The organism is Centipeda sp. (in: firmicutes) (assembly GCF_057271695.1).
Genome location: NZ_DBHIVL010000103.1, coordinates 1 through 6,604 on the forward strand (window position 1 = coordinate 1; position 6,604 = coordinate 6,604).

The 6,604-nt window shown below is 50.4% G+C and carries 7 protein-coding genes; 2 read left to right on the top strand and 5 right to left on the bottom strand.

What is annotated here, in order from left to right; all coding sequences use genetic code 11:
* Positions 1-54 precede the first annotated feature (54 nt).
* Entirely contained in the window at positions 55-1,659 is a 1,605-nt protein-coding gene (gene mobQ / locus ACO6BQ_RS11565; RefSeq protein ID WP_489121112.1) for a MobQ family relaxase, read from the bottom strand.
* Positions 1,660-1,809: 150 nt separating this feature from the next.
* Between mobQ and ACO6BQ_RS11570 the strand changes: the two genes are divergently transcribed.
* Complete coding sequence (locus ACO6BQ_RS11570; protein ID WP_489121114.1) at positions 1,810-2,100, top strand: hypothetical protein; 291 nt, start codon at positions 1,810-1,812, stop codon at positions 2,098-2,100.
* 42 nt (positions 2,101-2,142) lie between these two features.
* Here ACO6BQ_RS11570 and ACO6BQ_RS11575 read toward each other — a convergent pair whose 3' ends face one another.
* The 4 genes from ACO6BQ_RS11575 to ACO6BQ_RS11590 form a co-directional block, all read right to left on the bottom strand.
* Complete coding sequence (locus ACO6BQ_RS11575) at positions 2,143-2,469, bottom strand: hypothetical protein (RefSeq protein ID WP_489121115.1); 327 nt, start codon at positions 2,467-2,469, stop codon at positions 2,143-2,145.
* A 390-nt stretch (positions 2,470-2,859) separates the two neighbouring features.
* The gene (locus ACO6BQ_RS11580; protein ID WP_489121116.1) at positions 2,860-3,135 is read right to left on the bottom strand and encodes a helix-turn-helix domain-containing protein; all 276 of its coding nucleotides are present in this window, start codon (positions 3,133-3,135) and stop codon (positions 2,860-2,862) included.
* 432 nt (positions 3,136-3,567) lie between these two features.
* A complete protein-coding gene (locus ACO6BQ_RS11585; RefSeq protein ID WP_489121118.1) occupies positions 3,568-3,963 on the bottom strand; it encodes an HIRAN domain-containing protein in 396 nt (131 codons plus the stop codon).
* Complete coding sequence (locus ACO6BQ_RS11590; RefSeq protein WP_489121121.1) at positions 3,950-5,446, bottom strand: hypothetical protein; 1,497 nt, start codon at positions 5,444-5,446, stop codon at positions 3,950-3,952. Before ACO6BQ_RS11590 ends, ACO6BQ_RS11585 begins: the two co-directional genes overlap by 14 nt.
* Before the next feature lie 499 nt (positions 5,447-5,945).
* On the opposite strand from ACO6BQ_RS11590, the gene ACO6BQ_RS11595 reads away from it, so the two are divergent.
* Positions 5,946-6,245, top strand: coding sequence for a hypothetical protein (locus tag ACO6BQ_RS11595; RefSeq protein ID WP_489121123.1), 300 nt, complete (start codon positions 5,946-5,948; stop codon positions 6,243-6,245).
* Positions 6,246-6,604: the final 359 nt, after the last annotated feature.

Here is a 6,604-nt window from a genome sequence, read left to right on the forward strand (position 1 = left end):
CATTTTTCCTCGCAGCCGTCAATTTTTTCGATTTTCACGCCGCAGCGACGCCGATCAGCGACCTCCTCTCCCTCTGTCATCGTCTCGAGAACGAGAGCGCGACATGTGGATGGTGCGCTTTTTAGGCTGCTGCGGACGATCCGACGCCCGCAGCATGATACTCTTCGCCGATTCTTTTCGCTGCTGCTCCGACAAACGGCTCAATTCGGGGGCGTGCTTCTGGACGGCAGCGGCTACTCTGTCCTCAGTTTCCCCCATCTTCAGCATATTCTTCGCCACTTCAATGGTGTCGGACATCGACCACCGTCCTTTTTCAGCAAGGATGGTGTCGCGCTCGCTTAAAAATATCTGCTCCGTCAGGTCATATTTCCAGTACTGCAAGGACAGCCGCTCTTTGGCGTTCGCTTTTGTCGCCTCGATGCCCCGCTGCACACGCTCACGTTCCTGCCGATCAGCGATATTTCGACGTATCAACGTGCGGCGATGTTCTGCTGCGGACAGCTTTCTCTCCGCCTCTTGCAGCTCTTTCTTCGCAGTTTCTTCGCGCTCCCGAATCTCATCGAGGTTCAGCTTCACGTAACGGAAGTGCTTCTTCAGCCCCCACCACGCCCGATTCATCTTGTCTATCTCACGCTGCACGCCTTCCGTTTCTTCCGTAGCAGCCCGCACTTCCTCCTCCATTTTCGCGACATTAGCCTTTTCCGCAGCGATCTCTTTATCCGCTTTTTCAAGATCGGCTCTCTCGCTGTCCAAAATGCCCCTGTACGCGTTTTTATCCTCCGCCCCATACCTCACTATCACTTCGGACTCTAAACGCCGTATACGGGCTTCTAGGGCATCCTGAGCGGCTATTTTTTTCTGCCGTTCTTCCTCCAATGCTTTCAGGCGTGCCGCTTCTGCTTCACGCCGTTGTTGTTCCTGTTGTTTTTTTGCTTCTATCAGCCGTTGTCGTTCCGTGATGATCTGCCGCATTTCGTGCCGATCGGCACGGATGCGGCGGTTCATCTCGCAGCGATAGGACACGCCGCCGCGCTGTTCGATCTTGCGTGCTGCGACGCCCTCATGCACATAGGCGGGGATTCCCTTGTAGCCGCGCCGCTCATAGCTTCTGTGGTCGATTTGTTCCTGCTGCGGCAGTCTTCTGTTGCAAATTTCTGCCCATGCAGCACGCCATTCCTCGACCAGTTCATCCTTGTTCCAGTCCCGATTTTTCTTCTTGGCGAATCCGTCTGCGGTCAGCGGTCGGTCGGTCAGCATGATGTGTGCGTGCGGGTTTCCATCGCCCTTGTCGTGGATGGCGTAGTCGGCTATCATGCCGATTCCCGTGAAGGTCTGACAATATTCCTCGACCGCAGCTTTCTGTTCCTCCTGTCCGAACTCACGCGGCAGGGCAAGAACGACCTCACGGGCAAGGCGTCCGTTCTTTCGTTCGCCGGCTTCCACTTCGTTCCAGAGCGTTCCCCGATCTGCAAAACGAGAGGGCGCATTCTTCGGTAGAAGAATCTGCGCATAGACTACGCCGCTTTTGCGTGTGTAGTTATGCAGCACGCCATCGTAGTTATTGCGGATTCGTTCGCCGCTTCGGTAAGCGGCGGCAGCGACGGCAGATCGACCTTTGCCACGGGAAATAATATTGACCTTGGCATAGTAGATTGCCATTTCGCTGCGCTCCTTTCGTTCCCCCTCGGAGAGCGCAATACAAACTGCAAGTTTGTGTAATTGCGCCCTTCCTCTCTTTGTTCGTCGGGTTTTATTTTTCTTGATTGTAGCACACTCGTCTGCTACAATCAAGGAAAAGGAGTGATAAAGATGGCAAAGCGACTGACGATTGATGAACAGATCAAACAGGCAGAGCACAGGCTTGCCACGCTGAAAGCACGAAGCCGCGAAAAAGAGAGGAAAGAACGCACACGGAACTTAATTAAACTCGGCGGTATTGTCCTCAAAAACATCGGTGATGGTCGCGCTTACGAGGACGGGGATGACGCACGTCTTGACGCATTCCTCAAGAACCAGAACGAGCGCGGTTCATACTTCACAAAAGCGATGACCATAGCCGCAGCGAATCAGGACGAGAAATCACAAGCACCGACAAAATAATCCGCGCAAGTTCTCGATTGTCGGATGTTTCGTGTTTTTGCTCTAATTCTTTTTGACAAACTCCGACACGATTCGGTTGCTGATGTGGAGTTCCCGCGCGATGACGTTGACGTTGTTTCCCGCTTTGCGCAGTGCGAGGATTCGTGCCTTCTCCTCGTCTGTCAGCTCTTTCTTTTTCCTGCCGCCGTTAAATCCCGCGAATGGCGTTCCGTCCTTCTTCTTGATTGTCGGCGCGGACGTTTGCCGTTCTGCCGCCGCGCCGATGAATCTGACAGCCTCCTCGTCAAGGCAGACATGGCGAAACTCTTCCCCGCCGTTCCCCAGATTGTCTATGACGAAGAACACAATGCCGTCCCGAAACTTGACCAACGCCCTGATTTCCCCGCTGTCGCGCCTTTTCTCTTTTGCGGGCTTCTCGTACTCGGACCATCCAGAAAGCGCCATTACCTGCACTGTCCTCACAGGTATGTCCGCTTGATATTTGGCGGTCTCACGCACAAACGACACTAGATTATTGCGCTTGCTTTTGTTGATTGAGTCAGCAAAAGTCGGATAATCGACGACGCGATGAACGCTCGACATGACAGCCTCCTTTGTGTTAATTCTTTTTGACAAAAAACTATAACAGAAACGCTATTTTTTGTCAATATCAATTATAACAAAACACCAAAAAGAACCACTGCCATTCGGGACGGCTCTTTTTGGCGTTTTGTTATAATCTAAAAGATTTTGATTTATTTTTTTCGTAGAGCCGCATTTTCACTGCTGCCGTTCTTTTTGATCTCGCAGGATGTTCTTGACGGTACTCACGGACACACCATGCCGATCGGCGACGGCTTGCAGCGTCTCCCCTCTCGCTTTCGCGGCGATTATCTGCTGCCTTTTCTCGTCGTTAATGATTCGCGGACGCCCTCCCCCGTGTTTGCCAAACCGCTGCCCACGCTCAATGACAGCTATAAGCTCGTCCGCGCTCTTTATGCCGAACTTCCGCATGACGCGCTCCAATTTTTTGATGTCCTTCTCCTCGAGTTTCATCGCCTATCCTCCTTTAGATTAGTTTGTATCTGGTTATTAACTAGATTGTATCCTATTCTTAGTAGAATGTCAAGCAAAAAGCCACCTCCATCTGAGGTAGCTCTTTTCATCCCATCAAGACCGTGATACACTAAACAGGCTACCGCCCCCCATACAGGTAGAGGAAGGGGGTGCATTGTCGTGGAGATGCTCTACTCGGTGCTAACGTCAATTTTGGCAGATGTCATCGCCTATTTCATCTGCAAGTGGTTGGACGGACGGCACAAAATTAGGTAGCCAGCCCTAGGCATAAGCCACCTACCCAAAACGGCGTAAGAAAACCCCCGTAGCGCCTACTACGGGGGTTTTTGCATTGCCTAAAGCGCTCTACTCGTTCGCCTTTAGATATAATATATCACCGTCACGAAGATTTTTCAAGCACCGCTGCGGGCTTCATTCCGTCCATCGAAGCAGGAGCCGCATTTCTCTGTCAATACCTTCTTCGGGGTTTGCGACATCTACGCGGTACAGCTTGCATTTTCCTAGAATTTCTTTGACCTTTCCCGTATACTCTCTGCCGACATAGCCCACAGTGCCAAATATCTCCCCTCTGGAAAAAACCATGACCGCATCGGGGTCGTAAGGGTTTGACGGTTCTTCTTCCAGCGTCAAATAGGAATTGTCGTATTCCCTGTCGATCTGTCCGCCAATACTGCTAAAAAAGCTTTCCCACACCAAATCCCTGTCGCGCATCGTACATCCTCGGCAGACAAATTCAATCGCCTGAATGTCCTCGGTCAAGGAAATCTGCTTAAACCGCAAGACATTCTTATGCTTAATGTTTTTCATCCTCATCATCCCTCTGCTTTTTGACCAACGGACACCCCAACGGAAGCCCTTTCTTTTTCGCCTCTCGCTCTGAAATCACCTTCTCCGGTGGTATATGATTCCAGTCGAACGGCTTCATATCGCCCATCATGAGCATATCAGAAAGGCGCGGCAGTTCATCTACAGATTCCACGCCATGCTCTTTCATAATTTTTTTCCATTCGTACGCTTCCCAGTCCCACCACTTGTATACTGTCGGCTTCGACAGTCCCGTGTCACGGACGCAAGCCGCTTTCCTCCCGCGCGGATGCGCGATCCTCCACGCCTTGACTTTCGCTTGCGCCGTCGGTCGCCCGTTTCCTTTTCTCCAATTCTCATTGTTGATGTCACGAATAGCTCTCGCACCTTGCAAATGCTTCTCCCGTGTCCTCCCGTTACGCTTAATCGGCTTATAGTCCCATCCAATCCAGTCTTGCAAACGTTCCCGCTGTGTGAGCATCGCTTTCTCGTTATACATTTTCAGTGCACTTTTGACCTCCCTCGGTTTTATCTTGCGCGTGGCGTTCTTGTTGTAGTCCGGAATCAGTGACAGCAAGTCCCGCTCCACCTCGTCCACCGGCACGTTACACTTCCACGCAATCACGGTCAACGCACACATGGACATATACCGATTGCCCTCCTTGGTCTTTTCGCGGCACGTCCGCAGCGTGTAGTCGTAAAACGCCCGATTCGTCCGCCACCCCTCCCGCGCAAAAACGCGCCCTTTCGGCAGTGTTGCACGAAGCGGCTTCTTCGGCGGCGGGTCTCCGTATTGGGCAAACGTGACGTTCTGCAATCCGACGGCTTTCCCTAGCGCAACAGCACTCCACCTGTCCCCGACTTGGAATATGGTGTTCGTCCAGTCATATTTGTTCAGCCCGCCCGCAATCCGAAAATCTTGTCCGAACCATTGCACCTGCCTGACAAGATACACACGCTTTGTCGTGTTCAATACAGCCAGCCGCCGATATAACTGGTCGAGCATCTCAGCGTTGCGACGCAAACATGGCAACGGTGTATCGAGCACATAATACAGGTGCAAGCCTGTCCCGCTGTTCACGATGTAAGTCGGCATCGGGATTGCCTCAGCGTTCGCCGTCCGCCATTCCGCCCGTAATGCCGCCAGCAATGTCCCGGCATAGACATTGTCCATATCCACGATGAACGCCCGTATCTCTTTCGCTGTCACCTTACTGATAAACGCCTTGAAATACACCGAACCGCCGAGGAGCATATCATTCCGATGCTCCGCCTGCTCTACCGCCTCGGCAACGCTCATCTGCACCACATGCTTTGTATCCTCATCGCTCTCATCAATCACGACGACGGGAACCACCATATCCAAGTCGTCGTAAATATCCTCGTAAAGTGTCCAAGCTGAAACCTGCTCTCCGAACTGCGCCAAGACCATATTCTTCTGCTCGTACTGGTCTCGAATCACTTCCAGCGGCTCATCCCTCAACACGATAATCCCTCCTTATAGTAACCCGCGTAATGTATCAATACATTTTTTTTACCTTTTCAGTATAGCAACGTTCTCTGAATCTTCAGCCATCTTCAGCATATTATAGTAACCCGCGTAATGTATCAATATATTTTTTTTACCTTTTCAGTATTCATCGAACTCTCGTACGAAAAACAGCCTATATTATAGTAACCCGCGTAATGTATCAATATATTTTTTTTACCTTTTCAGTATAGCACAGCCCAGAAAATCATGCTATACTTTTTGTGTGAGCACGCCCCCTAAATGTGCGAGAAGCCCCCGTAAGAACACCACTTCTTACGGGGGCTTCGTCGTTTGTGATACCTGTTTCGATACGCGCTTGCCTATTCTCAGTATAACATTATCACTATGATTTTTCAATCTATTTCCCATTGCAGATGATTGACAATCATGTCTATTTCAGTTAGACTTTTAAGCAGAAAGTACATACAGAACTTTTCACAAAGGAGTGAAAAACATGGCAAAATACGCAATCGCTTTCGATTTAGATACCGAAATGCTATCCAACACCTATACAGGGAACACTCCCACAAACGCTTATGCAGACATAAAAAACACGTTAGAAAAATATGGATTTTCTCGTCAACAAGGAAGTGTCTACTTTGGGAACGAAAATGTAGATGCGGTAAAAACGGTATTGGCCGCACGCAAACTCGCCTCAAAGTATTCTTGGTTTACTCCAAGTGTTCGTGATATCCGAATGTTACGCATAGAAGATGACAACGACCTCATGATAGCAATAAAAGATGAGGAATAGTCATAAGCGGCAATGCAAAAGCCCCCGTAGCTGGAACTACGGGGGCTTTTGCATTGCCTAAAACGCTTCGCTCGGTCGCCTACAGATCCAGTATAGCACAGCCTGAAAATCATGCTATACTTTTTGTGCTACTCACCCCGACACTCAAGTAGCAGAGGGGGTGATACAATGTCGATACGCGCTTGCCTGTGTCTATTATTTGTATAATCACCTGATGGGATATAGGTGCTAAAAATCCCCATTTTCCGCATACTTTGATGTGCCCCGCCCCAAAACAGGGGGCTTAGAGTGGCTTCTAGGCGGTCATTTTTCCTCGCAGCCGTCAATTTTTTCGATTTTCACGCCGCAGCGACGCCGAT